The sequence below is a fragment of the Inquilinus limosus DSM 16000 genome (assembly GCF_000423185.1).
GTDB lineage: Bacteria > Pseudomonadota > Alphaproteobacteria > DSM-16000 > Inquilinaceae > Inquilinus > Inquilinus limosus.
Genome location: NZ_AUHM01000002.1, coordinates 124,747 through 141,519, shown reverse-complemented (window position 1 = coordinate 141,519; position 16,773 = coordinate 124,747). Strand labels below are relative to the sequence as shown.

14 protein-coding genes are annotated in these 16,773 nt (G+C 72.1%); 8 read left to right on the top strand and 6 right to left on the bottom strand.

Annotation, left to right across the window (positions count from 1 at the left end):
* Nucleotides 1–9 precede the first annotated feature (9 nt).
* Nucleotides 10–1,008 carry an alpha/beta hydrolase gene (locus G537_RS0104595; RefSeq protein WP_026869093.1) on the top strand — a complete coding sequence of 333 codons (999 nt, stop codon included), beginning with the start codon at nucleotides 10–12 and terminating at the stop codon, nucleotides 1,006–1,008.
* 3 nt (nucleotides 1,009–1,011) lie between these two features.
* On the opposite strand, the gene G537_RS0104590 is transcribed toward G537_RS0104595, so the two are convergent.
* Nucleotides 1,012–1,395 carry a rhodanese-like domain-containing protein gene (locus G537_RS0104590; RefSeq protein WP_026869092.1) on the bottom strand — a complete coding sequence of 128 codons (384 nt, stop codon included), beginning with the start codon at nucleotides 1,393–1,395 and terminating at the stop codon, nucleotides 1,012–1,014.
* A 179-nt stretch (nucleotides 1,396–1,574) separates the two neighbouring features.
* Here G537_RS0104590 and G537_RS0104585 point away from each other — a divergent pair, with 179 nt between their 5' ends.
* Entirely contained in the window at nucleotides 1,575–2,546 is a 972-nt protein-coding gene (locus tag G537_RS0104585; protein ID WP_051247889.1) for a phosphoribosylaminoimidazolesuccinocarboxamide synthase, read from the top strand.
* Between the two features lie 129 nt (nucleotides 2,547–2,675).
* Here the strand turns inward: G537_RS0104585 and G537_RS0104580 are convergent, their stop codons facing one another.
* A complete protein-coding gene (locus tag G537_RS0104580; protein WP_026869090.1) occupies nucleotides 2,676–4,670 on the bottom strand; it encodes an alpha/beta fold hydrolase in 1,995 nt (664 codons plus the stop codon).
* 39 nt (nucleotides 4,671–4,709) lie between these two features.
* Nucleotides 4,710–5,117: a tellurite resistance TerB family protein gene (locus G537_RS0104575; protein ID WP_026869089.1), complete on the bottom strand. Its 408-nt coding sequence runs from the start codon at nucleotides 5,115–5,117 to the stop codon at nucleotides 4,710–4,712.
* A 190-nt stretch (nucleotides 5,118–5,307) separates the two neighbouring features.
* Between G537_RS0104575 and G537_RS0104570 the strand changes: the two genes are divergently transcribed.
* The 5 genes from G537_RS0104570 to G537_RS0104550 all read left to right on the top strand — a co-directional run bounded on the left by G537_RS0104570 (nucleotide 5,308) and on the right by G537_RS0104550 (nucleotide 11,328).
* Complete coding sequence (locus tag G537_RS0104570) at nucleotides 5,308–6,261, top strand: AEC family transporter (protein WP_026869088.1); 954 nt, start codon at nucleotides 5,308–5,310, stop codon at nucleotides 6,259–6,261.
* A 102-nt stretch (nucleotides 6,262–6,363) separates the two neighbouring features.
* The gene (gene glgC / locus G537_RS0104565) at nucleotides 6,364–7,626 is read left to right on the top strand and encodes a glucose-1-phosphate adenylyltransferase (protein WP_026869087.1); all 1,263 of its coding nucleotides are present in this window, start codon (nucleotides 6,364–6,366) and stop codon (nucleotides 7,624–7,626) included.
* A gap of 135 nt (nucleotides 7,627–7,761) precedes the next feature.
* A complete protein-coding gene (glgA, locus tag G537_RS0104560; protein ID WP_026869086.1) occupies nucleotides 7,762–9,231 on the top strand; it encodes a glycogen synthase GlgA in 1,470 nt (489 codons plus the stop codon).
* Nucleotides 9,228–9,998: an alpha/beta hydrolase family protein gene (locus G537_RS0104555; protein ID WP_026869085.1), complete on the top strand. Its 771-nt coding sequence runs from the start codon at nucleotides 9,228–9,230 to the stop codon at nucleotides 9,996–9,998. The genes glgA and G537_RS0104555 overlap by 4 nt, the downstream gene beginning before the upstream one ends.
* Before the next feature lie 73 nt (nucleotides 9,999–10,071).
* Nucleotides 10,072–11,328, top strand: coding sequence for a hypothetical protein (locus tag G537_RS0104550; protein WP_026869084.1), 1,257 nt, complete (start codon nucleotides 10,072–10,074; stop codon nucleotides 11,326–11,328).
* 10 nt (nucleotides 11,329–11,338) lie between these two features.
* Here G537_RS0104550 and G537_RS0104545 read toward each other — a convergent pair whose 3' ends face one another.
* Genes G537_RS0104545 through G537_RS0104535 form a run of 3 tightly spaced genes read right to left on the bottom strand, consistent with a single transcriptional unit; the run spans nucleotide 11,339 to nucleotide 14,783 of the window.
* Nucleotides 11,339–11,755: a type II toxin-antitoxin system VapC family toxin gene (locus G537_RS0104545; protein ID WP_026869083.1), complete on the bottom strand. Its 417-nt coding sequence runs from the start codon at nucleotides 11,753–11,755 to the stop codon at nucleotides 11,339–11,341.
* The gene (locus tag G537_RS0104540; RefSeq protein WP_026869082.1) at nucleotides 11,752–11,991 is read right to left on the bottom strand and encodes a type II toxin-antitoxin system Phd/YefM family antitoxin; all 240 of its coding nucleotides are present in this window, start codon (nucleotides 11,989–11,991) and stop codon (nucleotides 11,752–11,754) included. Before G537_RS0104540 ends, G537_RS0104545 begins: the two co-directional genes overlap by 4 nt.
* Nucleotides 11,988–14,783, bottom strand: a complete 2,796-nt coding sequence (locus G537_RS0104535; protein ID WP_026869081.1) for an ATP-dependent DNA helicase — start codon at nucleotides 14,781–14,783, stop codon at nucleotides 11,988–11,990. Before G537_RS0104535 ends, G537_RS0104540 begins: the two co-directional genes overlap by 4 nt.
* Nucleotides 14,784–15,035: 252 nt before the next feature.
* Between G537_RS0104535 and G537_RS0104530 the strand changes: the two genes are divergently transcribed.
* On the top strand, nucleotides 15,036–16,646 hold the full coding sequence (locus G537_RS0104530) for an ABC transporter substrate-binding protein (protein WP_026869080.1): 1,611 nt from the start codon (nucleotides 15,036–15,038) through the stop codon (nucleotides 16,644–16,646).
* Nucleotides 16,647–16,773 lie beyond the last annotated feature (127 nt).

The following is a 16,773-nucleotide window of genomic DNA, read 5'->3' as shown; positions in this document are numbered from 1 at the left end:
AGGGAGATCATGACATCGATCACCGACACGCCCGCCGCGGAGATCGCGGTCGAGGACCTGATGATCCCCAGCGATACGCCCGGCATCCGCCTGCACGTCCGCAACAAGCGGCCGGCGGCGATGCGGACGTTCTCGCCCGAGCGCACGATCGTGCTGATGCACGGCGCCACTTACTCTTCCGGCACCCTGTTCGACGTGCCGGTCGGCGGCTTCTCCTTCATGGATTACCTGGCCGGCCGTGGGTACGACGTCCATGCCGTCGACGTCCGCGGCTATGGCGGCTCGACCAAGCCGCCGGAGATGGAGCAGCCGCCGGAGGAGAACCCGCCGCTGGGGCGGACCGAGGCCGGCATCCGCGACCTCTCGGCCGCGGTCGACTTCGTGCTGGAACGGCGCGGCCTGAAGCGGACCAACATCGTCGCGATGTCCTGGGGCGGGTCGGTCGCCGGCGCCTACACCGCCCGCAACAACGCCAAGGTGGCGAAGCTGGCGCTGGTCGCGCCGCAGTGGCTGAACCCGGGCCCGGCGCGGATCGACCCGGGCGGGCCGCTCGGCGCCTATCGCCGGATCCCGGTGCTGCAGGGCAAGGCGCGCTGGCTGGAGGGCGCGCCGGCGGACAGGCGTGACGGCCTGATCCCCGAGGGCTGGTTCGAGGCCTGGGCCGATGCCGCCCTGGCCACCGACCCCGAGGGCGCATCGCAGGTGCCGCCGACGATGCGCGCCGTCACCGGGCCGATCCTCGACACGCGCGAATACTGGTCCGTCGGCCGCAGGCTCTACGAGCCCGGCGACATCGGCGTCCCGGTGCTGCTGGTCCACGCCGAATGGGACCTCGACGTGCCGCTCGGCGTGGCGCAGGCCTACTTCACCAGCCTCACCGGTGCCCCGTACCGGCGCTGGGTCGAGATCGGCGAGGGCACTCACATGGTGCTGATGGAGAAGAACCGCCTGCAGGCCTTCCGCGCCGTCGCCGACTTCCTGGACGAGGACTACGCGCCGGAGGGCTGAGGGTCAGGCCGGCACCGGCTCCACCGCGCCGCCGGCCTCGGCCCAGTCCTTGAAGGCGCCGAGGTTGCGGACGTCGGTGTAGCCGAGGTCCTGCAGCGCCTTGCCGGCCAGGGCCGACCGGCCGCCCGAGGCGCAGTACAGGATCACCGTGCGGTCGCGGCGGAAGGCCGGGTCGTGATAGGGCGATTCCGGATCGGCGCGGAACTCCAGCATGCCGCGCGAGACGTTCACCGCGCCGGCGACCTTGCCGGCGGCCTTCAGCTCCGGCGCGTCGCGCACGTCGACCACCAGCGCGCCTTGCTGCATCAGGGCGGCCGCCTCCTCGCGGCCGATCCGCGGCACCGCGGCGTTGGCGGCGGCGAGCATCTCCTTGACCGATGTCGGCATGGGAACCTCCTGGGTCATCGGACGATCAGGATCGGGAGCGGGCGAGGGGCCGTCAATCTCCCGAATGGGAGGTGACACGCGCGCCGGGTTGTGCATCGGGCGCGCCGCGCCCGATTTCGGATGTGCGCGGCACCCGGTCGCGCTAAAGATCGCATCGGCTTCCCGAAGGACGAAGAACGATGGATTTCACGGTCCTGGACGACCGCCCCTATCCGGTGCTCGCCGATGCGACGATCCCGGAGCTGCCGGCTCATTACCGCGGCAAGGTGCGCGACAACTACGACCTGCCGGACGGGCGGCGCATCATCATCGCCACAGACCGGATCAGCGCCTTCGACCGGATCCTGGCCGCGATCCCGCTGAAGGGCCAAGTGCTGACCCAGACCGCGCGCTTCTGGTTCGAGGAGACGCGCGACATCTGCCCGAACCACGTGCTCGACTACCCCGACCCGAACGTCGTGGTCGGCCGCCGGCTCGACATCCTGCCGGTCGAGATCGTGGTGCGGGACTATCTGGCCGGCACCACCGGCACCTCGATCCTGACCCTGTACAAGGCCGGCCAGCGCCAGATGTACGGCGTCCGCCTGCCCGACGGGCTGCGCGACAACCAGAAGCTGCCGCAGCCGATCATCACCCCGACCAGCAAGGCCTTCGCCGGTGGCCATGACGAGCCGCTGACGCCGGAGGAGATCGTCTCCCAGGGCCTGCTGACCGCGGCGCAGTGGCAGCAGCTCAGCGACACCGCCTTCGCGCTCTTCGCCCGCGGGCAGGAGATCGCGCGCCGGCACGGGCTGATCCTGGTCGACACCAAATACGAGTTCGGCACCGATGCCGAAGGCCGCATCGTCCTGGCCGACGAGATCCACACGCCGGACAGCAGCCGCTATTGGTTGGCCGGCAGCTATGAGGACCGTTTCGCCCGCGGCGAGCGGCCGGAGAGCTTCGACAAGGATTTCGTCCGCAGCTGGGTGGCGGCGCGCTGCGACCCGTACAAGGACCCGATCCCCGAGATCCCGGCGGAGGTGATCCGCGACACGGCCCAGGTCTATGTCCGCGCCTGCGAAACCATCACCGGCCGCCGCTTCGAGATGCCGGACCGGAACCGGCCGGTGCTGGAGCGGATCCGGGAGAATCTGGCGAAGTACTTCTAGGACGCGGTTCAAACCCAAACTGTCATGCCCGGGCTTGACCCGGGCATCCAGAGAATGTCGAGGCCGCTCTGGGTGGCCCCTGGATTGCCGGGTCAAGCCCGGCAATGACAGTAAGAGAGGTCTGTGCCATTACGGCGCAAGTCTTTCCGCCGCCACCGTCCGCCCCTCGATCGTGCCGGTGATCCGGGCCATGGCGTCGGTGTCGCGGTCGTTCCAGGCCAGGGCCAGAGTGCCGGTGGCGGCGCCCGCCAGGGTCAGCTCGGCGGCGATATCGCCGGTCGCCTGGTTCCAGCGGACCGTGCCGGACACGGCGAGGTCCTCGACCCAGCGCAGCTGGTCGAGGATGAAGGCGTAGCCTTCGTCGAAGGCCTCGAAGCCGAAGGTGCCGCCGCGCAGCCCGACGCCGCCGCCGGTCGAATTGACGAAATAGCGCGCCAGCACGTCGCCCGCCGTTTCCGCCGCCGCGGAGGCGATGCGCAGATCCGCCTCGGTCGCGGCGTTGCCGGCATCGGCCTTGGCCGGGGCGACATCGGCCGCCTTGATCGCGAAGGCCGGCACGGTGCGGATCGGCCGGATCCGCTGGGTGCAGGAGGTGTCGCCGGCGTCGCCGCCCGAGCGCACGAAGGTCAGAACGATCGGGGCGACGCAGCCGGTGGCGTCGGCGCCCTTCGGCGGCACAAAGATCGCCTGGTCGGTGATCGCGGTGATGTGGGTCAGGTTGCGCACCGGCACATAGGTCGCGTCCGGGAACAGCCGCGCCGTCTCCAGCCCCTCGATCGGCGAGGTGATGCTGTCGATGTCGCCCGACAGCACCAGGGTCGGGACGTTCGGGAAGGGCTCGCCGGGATCGGCCGCAGTGCCGGGAACGACGCCCTTCGGTGGCGCCGGCCAGTCGAGGCAAAGGTCGCGCCGCTCCCATTTGTGCGGCGACCCGTCGATCTCGGCGATGGTGAAGGGGGTGTAGACCTCGCGGTCGGTCGCGGTCTTCTGCGCCGTGGCGCGGGCGAGCTGCCGCCGCCGTTCGGACCGCGACGCCTCGGCGCGGAACAGCCGCGGATAGTCGCTGCAGACCACGGCGGCATAGAGCGCGGTGGAGAAGGCGGAGGCGTCGCTGCCCGGCGTGTTCCAGGAGGAGGCCTCGGCCATCAGCCGGTGCAGCGGCGCCGGGTCCTGGCCGTCGAGAAAGGCGCGCGCCGCGGCGTCCAGCTCGCGGTAGAAGGTCGGGCTGCCGCCGGCGCTGTTCATGGTCAGGAACAGGGTCGGGGCATCGACCGCGATGCCGACGGTGTTGCCGTCGCCGTCCGGCGCCTCGGCCTTGCTCGGACTGGCCCGCAGCGCCGCCAACAGACGCTCGATCCGCTCGATCGAGCGGCCGCCGAGGGCGCGGCAGCTCGGCGAGCGCCGGCATACCAGCTCGAACCCGTCGCGGGCGGTGGCCCATTCGGTCTCGAACCAGGGCGACAGGCCGATGGTCGGATAGGCGCTGTCCAGCACCAGGGTGCGCAGCCGGTCCGGATGGCGCTGGGCGAAGATCTGCCCGAACCAGGTGCCGTAGCTGTCACCATAGAAATCGACCTTGCCGATCTGCAGCGCATCCAGCACCGCCGCCACGTCGTCGGCCGCCAGCGCCGTGCCGTACATCCAGGCGGCGGGTCCCAGCTGCTTGCCGCAGGCGGCGATGGCGGCGGGCACGAACTCGCCCGCCTCCTGCAGCGCCTGACACTGGATCGGGTCGGACAGGCCGGTGCCGCGCTTGTCGATCAGCAGCGTGTCGCGCCGGTCGCGCAGCGGCTCGAACAGCCTGAGATAGCCTTCGCGCGTGCCAGTGGAGGAATAGCCGGGCCCACCCTCCTGGGCCAGGATCACACCCTCGGCCGGCTGGTCGATGTCGCGGCGCGGATAGTATTCGAAGCCGATCGTCACCGTGCCGGGCAGCGCGCCGGCGGGGTCCAGCGGCCGGGTGATCCGGCCGCAGAAGCCGCCGAAATCGGGCTGACAGGCGGTCAGGGTCAGGCTGCCGACCTGGATCGTCGCGGCCGGTGCCGGCGCCTGCTCCTGCGCCACGGCCGGCGCGGCGCCGATGGCGGCCAGCAGCGCGACGGCGCCGAACATGCTCCCGCGCATGAGCCCCCCTTCGTCGTTGGCGGCCTCGGCCGCTCGCCGCTACAAGGTCCGGTGCCGGGCGCGGGACCCGCGCTCGATCGCCGACGCCACCAGCCGGTCGACCTCGAACTTGTCGCGCATCAGTTCCAGGAGGCGCAGCTCCGGCTGGCTGGCGCTGCCGTCCGCCGCGATCGAATCGCAGGCGATGGCGTAGGCCGTCTCGCGCAGATGCTTCGGCAGCGTCTCGGCGATGATGTCGAGGGCGCGGTCGATGCCGTCATCCTGCTGCAGCAGCTCGATGCAGTCGCGGGTCAGATCCGGGATGCGGTCGATGTCGAAGCCGCGGAACACCGGCAGGAACCGCACCATCTCCGACAGGGTCTCGACCTCGGCGTCGGTCATGTCCTTGTCGGCCACGGAGGCGATAACCATGGTGTAGATCAGGGCGCCGTGGGCGTCGGTCGTCATGGCAGTCTCCGCTGGCCTGCGAGTCGCGGGAAGGGTCGCCCCGGATATGGCGCGGAACGCCGCGGGGCGTCAAGGCGAGGGGCCGCGGACGAGGCGTCCGCGCGGCCCTCCGGGCGGGCGCACTCTTTTGCAACCCAGCCTCCAGCCGCCGCGCTTCCCCGCTCCGGTCCGGCATGGCATGAGGGGCGCCATGCAGGCGGTCATCGACGTGGCGTTGCCGGTCTTCGGCGTGATCTTCCTCGGCGTCTTCGCCGGGCGCATCCGGCTGCTCGGCCGGGCCCAGTCCGAGGCCTTGAACGGCTTCGTCTACTGGATCGCGCTGCCGGCGCTGCTGTTCCTGGCCATGGCCCGCACCCCGGTGGCGGAGATCGTCAACCTCAACTTCATCGGCGCTTTCCTCGGCGGCGTCCTCGCGGTCTGGCTGCTCGGCTCGGTGCTCGGCGCCCTGATCCACCGCGCCGATGCCGGCGAGGCGACGATGCAGGGCATGAACGCCGGCTTCTCCAACACCGGCTACATGGGCATCCCGCTCTTCGCCGCCGCCTTCGGCCCGGCCCGCGGCCTGCCGCCGGCCTCGCTGGCAACCGTGATCATGAGCGTGGCCTGCGTCGGCCTCGCCGTTGTTGCGCTCGAGCTGACCGGCAGCCGCGGCCGCGGCCTCCTCCACGCGCTGCGCGATGTGGCGGCGGCGCTGGTGAAGAACCCGCTGGTGGTGGCGCCGGTGCTCGGCGTGCTCTGGTCCTGGGCCGGCCTCGCCGTGCCGGCGCCGCTGGCCACGCTGCTGTCGCTGCTCGGCGCCGCCGCCAGCCCCTGCGCCCTCTTCGCCATCGGCCTGTTCATGGCCAGCCAGACGCTGCGCACCGGCCTCGGCGAGGTCGGCTGGATCTCCGTGCTCAAGCTCCTTTGGCAGCCGCTGATCACCTGGCTCCTGGCCGCGACCCTGTTCCCGATGGACCCGTTCTGGACCGCCAGCGCCGTGATCCTGGCCGCCCTGCCGACCGGGGCGCTCACCTTCGTCGTCGCCCAGCGCTACGGCGTCTATGTCGAGCGGACCTCGGCGGTGATCCTGGTCTCGACCGTGGTCTCGGTGCTGACGCTGTCCCTCCTGCTGGCGATCTACGCGCCGCGCTTCCCGGCCGGGTGAGCCCCCGCGAAAACGAACAAAATTTGGCACAAACGGACGGTGCCGGATCGCGAAACCTGATGTTACTCTCCCGGAAACAGCCGAAGCCGGGAGGACCCCTGGATGCGTGACGACGGCCCGATCCGCCAGCTTCCGAAGCGCACGATCGCCCTGGTCCTCGCCGGCGGAAGGGGCAGCCGGCTGAAACAGCTGACCGACCGCAGGGCCAAGCCCGCGGTCTATTTCGGCGGCAAGTTCCGGATCATCGACTTCGCGCTGTCGAACTGCATCAACTCCGGCATCCGCCGCATCTATGTGCTGACCCAGTACAAGTCGCACAGCCTCCTGCGCCATCTGCAGCGCGGCTGGGGCTATCTGCGCGCCGAGATGCACGAATTCGTCGACCTCCTGCCGGCGCAGCAGCGGGTGGACGAGGCGATGTGGTACCGCGGCACCGCCGACGCGGTCTGGCAGAATCTCGACATCTTCGAGGCCGAAGGGCCGGACCACGTGCTGATCCTGGCCGGCGACCACGTCTACAAGATGGACTACGCGGCGATGATCGAGGATCACGTCCGCAGCGGCGCCGACGTCACCGTCGGCTGCGTCGAGGTCCCGCGGATGGAGGCGACGGCCTTCGGCGTGATGCATGTCAACGACCAGTGGCGGGTGACCAGCTTCCTCGAAAAGCCGGCCGACCCGCCGGCCATGCCCGGCCGGCCCGACACGGCGCTGGCCAGCATGGGCATCTATGTCTTCAGCATGCGCTTCCTGGCCGAGCAGCTGCGCCGCGACGCCGCCGACCCGACCTCGGAGCATGATTTCGGCAAGAACATCGTGCCCTTCCTGGTCGACACCGCCCATGTCCGCGCCCACCGCTTCTCCGAGAGCGCGATCCCGAACCCGAGCTACGCCGAGCCCTATTGGCGCGACGTCGGCACCATCGCCGCCTATTGGGAAGCCAATATCGACCTGACCACGGTGACCCCGGCGCTCGACCTCTACGACAAGGACTGGCCGATCTACACCTATCAGGAGCAGCTGCCGCCGGCGAAGTTCGTGTTCGAGGACGGGGCGCGGGTCGGCAAGGCGGTGAACAGCACCGTGTCGGGCGGCTGCATCGTCTCCGGCTCCACCGTGCGGCAGTCGGTGCTGTTCTCCAAGGTGCGGGTCAACTCCTTCGCCCGGCTGCACGAGGCGGTGGTGCTGCCGGAATGCGACATCGGCCGGCATGCCCGGCTGAACCGGGTGGTGCTGGATCACGGCGTGAAGATCCCCGAGGGCCTGGTGGTGGGCGAGGATCCGGAGCTCGACGCCCGCCGCTTCCACCGCACCGAGAACGGCATCGTCCTGATCACCCAGCCGATGATCGACGCGCTGGGCTGAGAGCGGCAGCGCACTTCACCCTTTGCCGTCATTCCCGCGAAAGCGGGAATCTCTCGACCGCCTGTCTGCCCGCACGGTAAGAGATCCCCGCTTTCGCGGGGATGACGATCCTCTTCCAGGCAGAGGGACAGCCGGATGAACGTCCTGCACGCGGTGTCGGAGATCTATCCGCTGGTCAAGACCGGCGGCCTGGCGGATGTCGCCGCGGCGCTGCCGCCGGCGCTGGCGGTGGCCGGGGTCCCGGCCCGGATCCTGGTCCCGGCCTATCCGGCGGTGCGTCAGGCGATGCGGCGGCCGGAGCTGGTGCTGGAGGATGCGGCGCTGTTCGGCGGCGGCCCGGCGCAGGTGATGCTGGCGGAGCTCGAAGGCATCGCCGTCCCGGCCTATGTGCTGGACTGCCCCGGCCTGTTCGGGCGGGACGGCAATCCCTATCTCGGCCCGGACCGGCAGGACTGGCCGGACAACCACCGCCGCTTCGCCGCCCTCGGCTGGGCCGCCGCCCGGCTCGGCCTCGGCGCCGATCCGCAGTGGCGGCCGGACATCGTCCACGGCCATGACTGGCAGGCCGGCCTCGCCCCGGCCTATCTGTCGTTCTGGGCCGGCGCCCAGGAAACGGGTGGGGGCCGCCCGCGAACCGTCACCACGATCCACAATATCGGCTTCCCCGGCTGGTTCCCGGCCGAGACGGCGGCGGAGCTCGGGCTGCCGCCGGAGAGCCTGTCGATCGACGGGCTGGAGTATTTCGGCGGCGTCGGCTTCCTCAAGGCCGGCCTGTACTACGCCGACCGCATCACCACGGTCAGCCGCACCTATGCGCAGGAGATCCAGACGCCGGATTACGGCTATGCCCTGTCCGGGCTGCTGGCCGCCCGCGCCGCCGACCTCGTCGGCATCGTCAACGGCGCCGATTACGGCGTCTGGGACCCGCGCCACGACCCGCATCTGCCGGCGCCCTACGGGCCGGACGACCTGTCGGACAAGGCGGCGTCGAAGGCGGCGCTGCTGCGCGAGTTCGGCCTGCCGGAGGATGACGGCGCGCCGCTCTTCGCCATGGTCAGCCGGCTGACCGGGCAGAAGGGCTGCGACCTGCTGCTGCACGCCATCCCGGCGCTGGTCGCGGGCGGCGGCCGGCTGGCGCTGCTCGGCTCCGGCGACGCCGAGCTCGAAGCCGGCTTCCGCGCCGCAGCGACCGAGTACCCGGACCACGTCGCCGTCCGCATCGGCTATGACGAGGTGCTGTCGCATCTGGTGCAGGCCGGGGCCGACGTGCTGCTGGTGCCGTCGCGCACCGAGCCCTGCGGCCTGACCCAGATCTACGCCCTGCGCTACGGCACGCTGCCGCTGGTGCGCCGCACCGGCGGCCTGGCCGACACCGTGGTCAACGCCAGCCACGACGCCATCGTCGAGGACCGCGCCACCGGCTTCAGCTTCGACGACCCGACCGCCACCGCCCTGGCCGGCACCATCAGCTGGGTCTGCGGCCTGTGGCGCGACCGGGCGCTGTGGGCGCAGCTGCAGCGCCGCGCCATGGCCCAGGATTTCAGCTGGGACCGCGCGGCCCGGGACTACGTCGACCTCTACCGCGACCTGCTGGCGACGCCATGACCGGGCAGACCGGAACCATCCCGGCGGCCGACGGCACGCCGGTGGCCTGGCGCCGCCGCCCCGGCACCGCCGACGGCCGCCCGGGCCTCGTCTTCTGCGGCGGCTTTCGCTCATCCATGGCGGGGGAGAAGGCGACCTTCCTCGACCGCTTCGCCGCCGAACGCGGCCTCGCCTTCCTGCGCTTCGACTATCGCGGCCACGGCGCCTCGGGCGGTGAGTTCACCGACCTCGTCCTCGGCGACTGGATCGCCGACGCCCTCCTGGCGCTGGACCGGCTGACCGAGGGCCCGCAGATCCTGGTCGGCTCCTCGATGGGCGCCTGGGTCGCGGCCTGCGCCGCGGTCGCCCGGCCGGGCCGGGTGGCGGGGCTGGTCGGTGTCGCCGCCGCGCCCGACTTCACCGAGGACCTGATGCTGCCGGCGCTCGGCGAGGAGGGGCTGGCGCGGATGCGCCGCGACGGCTTCGTCGACCGCCCCTCGGCCTATGGCGACGGCCCCTACCGCATCACCTGGCGGCTGATCGAGGAGGCGCGCTCGCATCTGCTGCTGCGCGGCCCGATCCCGTTCACCGGCCCGGCGCGGCTGCTGCACGGAATGGCGGACCCGGACGTGCCCTGGCGCCAGAGCCTGCGGCTGGCCGAGGCCCTGTCCGGCCCGGATGTCCGCCTGACCCTGGTCAAGGACGGCGACCACCGCCTGTCCCGCCCGCAGGACCTGGCGCTGCTGGGCCAGGCGGTGGAGGAGGTCGTGGCGGTGTCACCGATCTAGCCGCCCGCCGATCACACTCCTGTCACCATCCTCGGGCAGGACGGAGCGGACATCGTCCCGGGGGAGAGACGGCATGGCCTCGAAGCGGATCGCCATCGGCACGGACGTTGCGGCCTTCGTGCTGTTCCATCCGGACGACCTGGCCCATCGCAAGGACGACCCGATCGCCTGGTACGCCTATGGGTTCGCCTGGCAGCGCGAATCGCGGGCCGGCCGGCTGGTCGCCTTCGGCACCGGCGCCGACGGCGGCTACGGCTTGCGCCTGACCACGGAGGGCCTGACCGCGGCGGAGGCGCCGTTGGCCTGCCAGTCCTGGTCCTTCCCGCTGGCGGTGCGCCACGGCCGGATCCTGCTCGACAACACCGACGCCCTGCCGGGCGAGGAGCAGATGACCGACCCGGCCGGGCTGCCGGAGCAGTGGTTCGAGCTCGACAGCGACGCCTACCGGGTCACGGTGCATGCGCTGGCCTGGAAGGAGGCGCCGGGCGCAGTCGGGGCCGACGGCCGGGTCTCGCCGGACGCGCCGCCGGACTACGTGGTCGTGTTCGAGCCGGTCGCCGACATCGCCGCCGTCCCGGTCGCCGCCGCCATGCCGCGGCTTCTCCCCGACCGCGACTCGGCGCCCGGGCTCGAAACCGGCGTGCAGGTCGACGCCCTGTTCGCCTGGCCGCGGAAGCCGCCGGAAGGGACGGAATTCCCGGCGCTGCCGGTGGCCTCCTCGGCGGCGCTGATCCCGGGCCAGGACCTCAGCCTGCCGGTCGACGACGCCGTCGCCGCGGCCATCTATCCGGAACGCGGCAGCGGCCGAGAGGGGCTGAAGCATCTCGTCCTGGCGCCTGCCTTCGAGACCGACGGTCTGGCCTGCCTGGCCCGGGCCCATGGCCTGTCCCGGATGGGGGACGATGCCGCGAGGCTGAAGCTGCGGGGCGAGGCCGTGGTCCGCATCCGGCGCGGGGGCCGGGCGCAGCCGCTGCAGACGGTGACGGTCGTCCCGCTGGACAAGCCCGACATGGCCGCGCCGGCGGAGGCGCTGGAGCCGTTCCGGGCCCGGCTGCTGGCGCTGGGGCGGGAGGACGCCGTCTTCCGCACCCGGCTGCGCCACCCCTCCTTCGAGCTGGAGCGGCTGGCGGCGCTGGGCACGGCCGAGGCGGTCACCGGCTGGGCGCTGGCCCATCTCGACCTGCCCTTCGCCGCCCGCCTCGCCTGCTATGCCGGCCCGGCGGCGCAGCGCATCGAGGCCCTGACCCGCTTTCTCGACGGCGGCGGCCTGCCGCCGGAGTCGGCGGCGGAGAAGCGGTCTCTGCTCGGCCGCCTGTTCGGCCGGGGATGAGCCGGAAAGATCAGGCCGACGGGGCGAACGGGTTGAGGACCGGCACGCCGAATCGTTCCAGGTCCCTGACGTTGCGGGTCACGACCGTCAGGCCGCGAACCGCGGCCGTCGCGGCGATGATCGCGTCGATATCCAGGCCCGGCGTCGCGGCGGTCATCCGACCCCAGCGCCGGGCAATATCCCGGTCCATCGGGATGATGCGATCCTGGAATTGCGTGACCGTCGCCTCGATCCATGAGGCCAGGCGCTTCGCCCGGTCCGGCTCGCGCGATCCGAGCCGTGCGATCCCGCGCTCGATCTCGCCGACGGTGACGACACTGATCCACAGCGAATCGGGAGGCTGAGAGGTGAGCCAGGCGGTCAGCCTGGCATCGGGTCTGCGCCGCGAATGCTCGGACAGAATGTTGGTGTCGAGCAGGTAGCTCACAGGTCGACGTCACGGGACGGAGGATTGACCCGCTCGAACTCGATCTCGACCTTCGGCATGGCCAGCAGATGCTCCACGAAGCTGCGGCCCGGCTTGCGCAGCTTCTCGTACTCGGCCTCGGCGATCACGACCACGGCGGGGCGGCCGCGGCGCGTCACCCGTTGCGGGCCCTCGGTCAGCGCCTTCTCGACCACCTCGCTGAAGCGGTTCTTCGCGTCCTGCAGCTGCCAGCTCATGCGCCACTCCTGTCTAGACTGTCTAGATGGGGCAGGACGGCGGCCGGCCCAAGGGCCAGGAAATCCTTCGTGATCGCCACCGCCTCGGCCAGGCCGATGCGCTGCACCTCGACCCCGGGCGGGAAGGCGGTGCACAGGCGGGTCGGCATCATCGGGTCCAGCAGCACGAAGACGCCGCGGTCGTCGGCCCGCCGCACCAGCCGGCCGAAGGCCTGCTTCAGCCGGAAGCGGGTCTGCATGTCGGTCCAGCGCTGCTTGCCGAAGTGCCCGCCGCGGGCGCGCGACAGGATGTCGGGCCGCGGCCAGGGCACCCGGTCGAACACCATGAGGCGCAGGGCCCGGCCCGGCACGTCGACGCCGTCGCGCACCGCATCGGTGCCCAGGAGGCAGGCGTCGGTCTCGCCGCGGAAGATGTCGACCAGCGTGCCGACATCCATACCGTCGACATGCTGGGCGTAGAGCGGCAGGCCGGCCGCCTGCAGCGCCGGGGCGATGGCGTGGTGCACCGCGCGCAGCCGGCTGACCGCGGTGAACAGCCCCAGCGCGCCGCCGCCCGCGGCCAGGAACAGCTCGCGATAGGCCGCGCCCACCTGCTCCAGGTCGTCCTTGCGCACGTCGCGCACGATCAGCACGCGGGTCAGGGACGGGTAGTCGAAGGGCGAGGGCACCTGGGCCCGGATCGCCGGCCGCGGCAGGTGGCCGGCGCCGGTGCGGTCCTCCGCCGCCCGCCAGTCGTCGGGCTGGTCGCCGGCGCCGTCGGTCAGCGTGGCCGAGGTGACGACCACGCCATGCGCCTGCCGCACCAGCGCGTCGACGAAGGGCCGGGTCGGGTCGACATAGTGGCGGTAGAAGCCGAAATCGAGCTCGCGCCCCTCCACCCGCTCCACCCCGAACCAGTCGACCAGCCAGGGCGGCGTCGGCTCGCTCAGCGAGGTCAGCATGGCGCGCCAGCCGCCGATCTCCATCTTGGCGCGGCGGTCCAGCGACCGGGCGGCGGCGTCCAGCCGCTGCCGCTGGTTCGGGTCCAGCGATCCGGCCTCGGCGTCCAGGCGCTCGCGGAACGACTTGGCCAGCGCCTGCAGCGGCGCCTGCAGCTCGGCCAGGGCCGCGTCCAGCGCCAGGGCGGCGTCGACCAGCCCTTCGATCGGATCGGTGGTGTCGCATTCCAGGCTGTAGGGCCCGTCGGCGCCCTGGGCCCGGGCGTAGACCTGGGTGCGGGCCAGGGCCAGGAAACGCTCGGCCGGCCCGCGCGGCTGGTCCTCATGGATGCGCTTGCCCCAGCCCGGGCCGGGCAGGGCGCGGGCGGCGCGTTCGATCTCCTCCAGCGCCGTCAGCGCGCTCTCGTCCGGCAGCAGATCCTCGACCCGCCGGCGCAGCCCGCGGCCGCGGCTGGCGCGGCGGCCGCCTTCCTCATGGCCCAGCAGCCAGCGCCGCAGGTCGGTGGCCTCGAGGCCGGTCAGGTGTCCGGCGAAGGCCGAATCGGCGGCCTCGAACAGGTGGTGCCCCTCGTCGAAGACGAAGCGGCTGGGCGCGTCGCGGTCGTCCGCCCCGCCCAGCGCCGCCTGGATCATGACGAGGGCGTGGTTGGCGATCACGATCTGCGCCTTGCGCGCCCGGCGGATGCCGCGCTCGATGAAGCAGCGGCTGTAATGCGGGCAGCCGGAATGGATGCATTCGCCGCGCCGGTCGGCCAGGGCCAGGCTGTTCGGCCGGCCGATGATGTCGGCCAGCCAGCCGGGGAAGTCGCCGCCGGTCAGGTCGCCGTCGCGCGTCGCCGCGGCCCAGCGCGCCATCAGCCCCAGCGGCACCGCGTCGCGCGGGTTCAGCGCCAGGCCGCGCACCGCATCCTCGTAGTTCAGGAGGCACAGATAGTTCTCGCGCCCCTTGCGCAGCACCACCTGCCGCGCCTTCAGCACCGGGTCCGGGAACAGCCGGTCCATCTCGCCGTCGATCTGGTGCTGCAGGTTGCGGGTGTAGGTCGACACCCACACCGGCGCGCCGTTCTTCTGGGCCCAGACCGTGGCCGGCGCCAGATAGCCCAGCGTCTTGCCGGTGCCGGTGCCGGCCTGGGCCAGCACCACGGTCGGGTCGTCCGGCGCCGGGCGCGGGGCGAAGGCGGCGGCCACGGCGCCGGCATAGTCGCCCTGCTGCGGCCGCGGCTCGGCGCCCTCGCCCAGCATCTGCGCCAGCCGGGCGCGGGCCTCGCGCGGTTCGACCGGGTGCTGCGACGGCGGCGGGTTCGGCGGCTCGGCCTCCCATTCCGGCAGATGCGCCCAGACCTGGTAGGCGCCGCGCTTGCGGTGGTCCTCCACCGGCGCCCGCAGCCCCAGCGCCTTCAGCACGAAGGGCCCCCAGGGCCAGCCGGCCTCGCCCATCCGCGCCGCCAGCGCCGCCGGGTCGCTGCGCTCGTCGGGGGCGGGGACGGACAGGCCGCGCAGCAAGGCCTCGGCCAGGCGGGGCAGGGCGATCGCCGCATCCTCCAGGCCGGCCGGCACCGGCAGGCCGAGGGCGGCGGCCAGGCCGCGCGGCGTCGGCACGCAGAACCGGCCGGGCCGGGCGAAGGCGAACAGCTCCAGGAGGTCGAAGGCGCCCAGCACCTCGAGGCCGCAGCGCCTTCCCACCGCCTTGGCGTGGCACAGCAGCAGCGGCGGCCCGTCGATCCGTCGGCGCAGCGCCGCCGCGTCCAGCGTCGCCAGCTCACCGTCGGCGGTCAGCAGCACGCCGCCCTCGGGGGCCAGCACCAGCGGCTCGGCGTCCGGCAGGGTCAGGGAGAGGGCGGGCGGGGCGATCATGCGCGCACTATAGGGGCGCGCGCCGCCGGCACCAGCCCCGACGATGCAGTTATGGTCACGAATTGTTCCGGCCCATCGGTCTCGGCCCGACCCGCCCCTCTACTCCCCCGCGCGGGAGGGGCAGGGGGAGGGGGCGCGCCACCAGAACCGCCTCCAGAATTCACGCCGACTTATCGTTTATGCAAATGATTGTACCTTGTGGCACCCCTCGGCTCGGCTAGACTGCGCCGTCCCGTCCCCTCGAGGTCCGCCATGCCCGCCCGGTTCCCGCTGTCCCGTCGCGCTCTCCTGTCCGGCCTCGGTGCCGCGGCGGCGACAGCGGCGCTGCGGCCCCGGCTCGGCCGGGCGCAGGACCCGGTGAAGGGCGGCACCCTGACCGTCGCGGCGGACACCGAGCCGCGCAACCTCAACCCGGCGCTGGTCGCCTCCAACGGCGTCTTCTACGTCGCCAGCAAGGTGATCGAGCCGCTGGCCGAGATGGCCTTCGACGGCCGGCTGACCCCGGTCCTGGCCACGCGCTGGGAGGGCAGCGCCGACGGCCGCACCGTCACCTTCACCCTGCGTGACGGCGTGCTCTGGCACGACGGCCGGCCCTTCAGCGCGGCCGACGTCGCCTTCTCGGCGACCGAGCTCTGGGCCAAGCGGCAGAATCTCGGCCGGGTGGTGTTCAAGGACCTGGAGGGGGTGGACACGCCGGACCAGCGCACCGCCGTGTTCCGCTTCCGCCAGCCGACGCCGCTGCAGCTGATCGAAAACGCGCTGCCGGCCCTCACCGCCGTGGTGCCGAAGCACCTGTTCGAGGGCACGGAGATCGACGGCAACCCGCACAACGAGCAGCTGGTCGGCACCGGCCCCTTCCGCTACCGCGAGCACCGGCCGGGCGAGTACTACCTGCTGGAGCGGAACCCGGACTACTGGAACGCCGGCCTGCCCTATCTCGACCGCATCGTCTACCGCGTGCTGCCGGACCGCGGCGCCATCGCCGCGGCGCATGAGGCGGGGGAGATCCAGCTCTCCGCCTTCTCCGCCGTGCCGCTGGAGGAGCTGGAGCGGCTGCGCGCCCTGCCGGACATCGCGGTGGTGCGCAAGGGGTACGAGGGCATCACCTACCAGCTGACGGTCGAGATCAACCACCGCCGGCGCGAGCTGCAGGATGTCCGCGTCCGCCGCGCCATCGCCCATGCGATCGACCAGAGCTATGTCGTCGGCACCATCTTCCGCGGCTATGCCGAGGCCGCGACCGGCCCGGTGCCGAAGACGGGCGTGCCCTTCTACACGCCGGACGTCCCGACCTACCCCTACGACCCGCACAAGGCCGAGGCGCTGCTGGACGAAGCCGGCTTCCCGCGCAGGGACGGCGGCGCCCGCTTCGCCCTGCGCCTCCTCCCGGCGCCGTGGTTCGAGCAGACGCGCCAGATGGGCGACTATCTCCGCCAGGCGCTGCAGGCGGTGGGCATCGACGTCACCCTGGTGACGAACGACGCGGCCGGCCACACCCGCGCGGTCTACACCGACCACGCTTTCGACCTCGCGATCGGCTCGCCGGTCTACCGCAACGACCCGGCGATCTCGACCACCATCCTCTACCGCGGCGGCCTGCCGTCCGGCGTGCCCTTCTCGAACCAGTATGGGTACGACGACCCGGCGATGAACGACCTGATCGACCGCGCGGCGGCGGAGCTCGACCGCGGCCGGCGCATCGACCTTTATCAGCAGTTCCAGCAGCGCGCTTCCGACCAGCTGCCGCTGATCGTGGCGGCGGAGTTCACCTTCATCACCGTGGCCAGCCGCCGCCTGCACAACATCGCGACCAATCCGAGATGGGCGACCTCCTCCTGGGCGGAGACGTGGATGGAGGGGTAGGACGGAGGGCGATTGCCTCCAGGCGCCGAACCCACACCCTTCCTGTCATTGCCGGGCTTGACCCGGCAATCCAGAGAGCGTCGATATTTTCTGGATGCCCGGGTCAAGCCCGGGCATGACAAAGGAT

What these genes read in the sequence shown, in the direction of transcription:
- G537_RS0104595 (WP_026869093.1), top strand. Translation starts at nt 10, where the DNA reads ATGACATCGATCACCGACACGCCCGCCGCGGAGATCGCGGTCGAGGAC.
- G537_RS0104590 (WP_026869092.1), bottom strand. Translation starts at nt 1,395, where the DNA reads ATGCCGACATCGGTCAAGGAGATGCTCGCCGCCGCCAACGCCGCGGTG.
- G537_RS0104585 (WP_051247889.1), top strand. Translation starts at nt 1,575, where the DNA reads ATGGATTTCACGGTCCTGGACGACCGCCCCTATCCGGTGCTCGCCGAT.
- G537_RS0104580 (WP_026869090.1), bottom strand. Translation starts at nt 4,670, where the DNA reads ATGCGCGGGAGCATGTTCGGCGCCGTCGCGCTGCTGGCCGCCATCGGC.
- G537_RS0104575 (WP_026869089.1), bottom strand. Translation starts at nt 5,117, where the DNA reads ATGACGACCGACGCCCACGGCGCCCTGATCTACACCATGGTTATCGCC.
- G537_RS0104570 (WP_026869088.1), top strand. Translation starts at nt 5,308, where the DNA reads ATGCAGGCGGTCATCGACGTGGCGTTGCCGGTCTTCGGCGTGATCTTC.
- glgC (WP_026869087.1), top strand. Translation starts at nt 6,364, where the DNA reads ATGCGTGACGACGGCCCGATCCGCCAGCTTCCGAAGCGCACGATCGCC.
- glgA (WP_026869086.1), top strand. Translation starts at nt 7,762, where the DNA reads ATGAACGTCCTGCACGCGGTGTCGGAGATCTATCCGCTGGTCAAGACC.
- G537_RS0104555 (WP_026869085.1), top strand. Translation starts at nt 9,228, where the DNA reads ATGACCGGGCAGACCGGAACCATCCCGGCGGCCGACGGCACGCCGGTG.
- G537_RS0104550 (WP_026869084.1), top strand. Translation starts at nt 10,072, where the DNA reads ATGGCCTCGAAGCGGATCGCCATCGGCACGGACGTTGCGGCCTTCGTG.
- G537_RS0104540 (WP_026869082.1), bottom strand. Translation starts at nt 11,991, where the DNA reads ATGAGCTGGCAGCTGCAGGACGCGAAGAACCGCTTCAGCGAGGTGGTC.
- G537_RS0104535 (WP_026869081.1), bottom strand. Translation starts at nt 14,783, where the DNA reads ATGATCGCCCCGCCCGCCCTCTCCCTGACCCTGCCGGACGCCGAGCCG.
- G537_RS0104530 (WP_026869080.1), top strand. Translation starts at nt 15,036, where the DNA reads ATGCCCGCCCGGTTCCCGCTGTCCCGTCGCGCTCTCCTGTCCGGCCTC.